The organism is Sphingobium sp. 3R8 (genome assembly GCF_020166615.1).
Taxonomy (GTDB): domain Bacteria; phylum Pseudomonadota; class Alphaproteobacteria; order Sphingomonadales; family Sphingomonadaceae; genus Sphingobium; species Sphingobium bisphenolicum.
Genome location: NZ_JAIQXR010000046.1, coordinates 2,501 through 5,548, shown reverse-complemented (window position 1 = coordinate 5,548; position 3,048 = coordinate 2,501). Strand labels below are relative to the sequence as shown.

The window sequence follows — 3,048 nt, the reverse complement described above, 5'->3', positions numbered from 1 at the left end:
TGGTTGCGGGAGCAGGATTTGAACCTGCGACCTTCAGGTTATGAGCCTGACGAGCTACCGGGCTGCTCCATCCCGCGCCAGAGGCACGACCAGAGATCGCAAAAGACGTTGTGAATGGGTTTTTTGTGTTCCGATATATGCGCGAGCTTCAATGCCTGGCGACGCCCTACTCTTCCAGTGCTTGAGCAATAGTACCATCGGCGCAGACTGGTTTCACGGCCGAGTTCGGGATGGGATCGGGTGGGTCACAGACGCTATGGTCACCAAGCAATGAAGCTGGCGCATATATGGGTTTTTGATCGATGCCGTGCACATTTTGGTTCGTATATAAACATATATCTGGGCTGGCTTAACAACCTACGATCGCTGACGATTGCTGTTTCCAGCACTGTCGTTGATGGTGGGACTCTTAAGCGCGAATAGGACAATTAGTATCGGTTAGCTTCATGCGTTACCGCACTTCCACATCCGATCTATCAAGGTCGTGGTCTTCGACCGTCCTAAGAAATCTTATCTTGAGGGAGGCTTCCCGCTTAGATGCTTTCAGCGGTTATCCCGTCCATACATAGCTACCCAGCTGCGCTCCTGGCGGAACGACTGGTACACCAGAGGTATGTTCAACCCGGTCCTCTCGTACTAGGGTCAACTCCTCTCAAATTTCGACGCCCACGGCAGATAGGGACCAAACTGTCTCGCGACGTTCTGAACCCAGCTCACGTACCACTTTAATTGGCGAACAGCCAAACCCTTGGGACCTGCTCCAGCCCCAGGATGTGATGAGCCGACATCGAGGTGCCAAACGATTCCGTCGATATGAGCTCTTGGGAATCATCAGCCTGTTATCCCCGGCGTACCTTTTATCCGTTGAGCGATGGCCCTTCCACGAGGGACCACCGGATCACTATGACCGACTTTCGTCTCTGCTCGACTTGTCAGTCTCGCAGTCAGGCGGGCTTATGCCATTGCACTCTAACAGACGGTTTCCAACCGTCCTGAGCCCACCATCGCGCGCCTCCGTTACTCTTTAGGAGGCGACCGCCCCAGTCAAACTACCCACCACAGAGGGTCCCTGTACCGGATAACGGTACGAGGTTAGACATCAGAAAACAGCAGGGTGGTATTTCACCTATGGCTCCACATCAACTGGCGTCGATGCTTCAAAGCCTCCCACCTATGCTACACAGCTCTTTCCTAATGCCACTCTGAAGTTGCAGTAAAGGTGCACGGGGTCTTTCCGTCTAACCGCGGGTACTCCGCATCTTCACGGAGAATTCAATTTCGCTGAGCATATCCTGGAGACAGTGGGGAAGTCGTTACGCCATTCGTGCAGGTCGGAACTTACCCGACAAGGAATTTCGCTACCTTAGGACCGTTATAGTTACGGCCGCCGTTTACCTGGGCTTCAATTCAGAGCTTGCACTCCTCCTCTTAACCTTCAGGCACCGGGCAGGCGTCAGGCCCTATACGTCGTCTTGAAGCCGACTTAGCAGAGCCCTGTGTTTTTGCTAAACAGTCGCTACCCCCTGGCCTGTGCCCCCCACAAGAGCTTGCGCTTATGTGGGGCCTCCTTCTTCCGAAGGTACGGAGGCAATTTGCCGAGTTCCTTCAGGATACTTCTCTCAAACGCCTTGGTATACTCTACCATTCCACCTGTGTCGGTTTAGGGTACGGTCTATACGGAGGGGCTATTTCCTGGGACACCTTCCCAGCCAGGAGCAATCCAATAAGCCCTGACCAGTTACGGCATCCGTCACACACCTCCAGGCCCACGAATATTAACGTGGTTCCCATCGACTACCCCCTTCGGGCTCGTCTTAGGGGCCGGCTTACCCTGCTCAGATTAGCTTTAAGCAGGAACCCTTGGAATTTCGGCGACAGTGCATCTCACACTGTTAATCGCTACTCATGTCTGCATTCGCACTTCCGATACCTCCACGGTCGGTTACCCTTCCGCTTCAACGGCCTACGGAACGCTCCGCTACCGCTCAGTCAAAGACTGAACCCTAAGCTTCGGTGCATCACTTTAGCCCCGTTACATCTTCGCCGCAGGATCTCTTATTTAGACCAGTGAGCTGTTACGCTTTCTTTAAAGGATGGCTGCTTCTAAGCCAACCTCCTGGTTGTTTTGGAAATCCCACATGCTTTCCCACTTAGTGATGACTTGGGGACCTTAGCTGTAGGTTAGGGCTGTTTCCCTTTTGACGACGGACCTTAGCACCCGCCGTCTGTCTGCCGGACTAGACTCGTTGGTATTCGGAGTTTGGTTAGTATTGGTAGATCTCGCGACCCCCGCAACCATCCAGTGCTCTACCCCCAACGGCAATCATCCGACGCTCTACCTCAATAGATTTCGCGGAGAACCAGCTATTTCCCGGCTTGATTGGCCTTTCACCCCTAAGCACAACTCATCCGACAATTTTTCAACATTGAACGGTTCGGTCCTCCAGTGCGTGTTACCGCACCTTCAACCTGGTCATGCATAGATCGCCGGGTTTCGGGTCTAATGCATCAAACTATGGTCGCCCTATTCAGACTCGCTTTCGCTGCGCCTACACCTAACGGCTTAAGCTTGCTTGATACACTAAGTCACAGACCCATTATGCAAGAGGTACGCGGTCAGGTCTCAAGGACCCTCCCACTGCTTGTAGGCATCCGGTTTCAGGTACTGTTTCACTCCCCTCATCGGGGTGCTTTTCACCTTTCCCTCACGGTACTGGTTCACTATCGGTCATGTACGAGTATTTAGGCTTGGAGGGTGGTCCCCCCATGTTCAGACAGAGTTTCACGTGCTCCGCCCTACTCAAGTCCTGAGATATCATTTTCGCATACGGGGCTGTCACCCGCTATGGCGTCCCTTTCCAGAGACTTCTGCTAATTATATCCCAGGCGCTGGCCTGGTCCGCGTTCGCTCGCCACTACTAACGGAATCTCGGTTGATGTCTTTTCCTCCGGGTACTGAGATGTTTCAGTTCTCCGGGTTCGCTTCACCAAAGCCTATTTTATTCAGCTTAGTGATACCTCTCCCATTTAATACGGATCCTGATTGCT

General features: G+C 53.0%; 1 tRNA gene and 2 rRNA genes (1 of these 3 running past the window's edge). All 3 read right to left on the bottom strand.

Annotated features, from left to right (window positions below):
* A tRNA-Met gene (locus K9B33_RS22715) sits at positions 1–77 on the bottom strand.
* A gap of 76 nt (positions 78–153) precedes the next feature.
* A 5S ribosomal RNA gene (gene rrf, locus K9B33_RS22710) occupies positions 154–268 on the bottom strand.
* Positions 269–409: 141 nt separating this feature from the next.
* Positions 410–3,048: ribosomal RNA gene (locus tag K9B33_RS22705) — 23S ribosomal RNA — on the bottom strand (it continues 154 nt past the right edge of the window).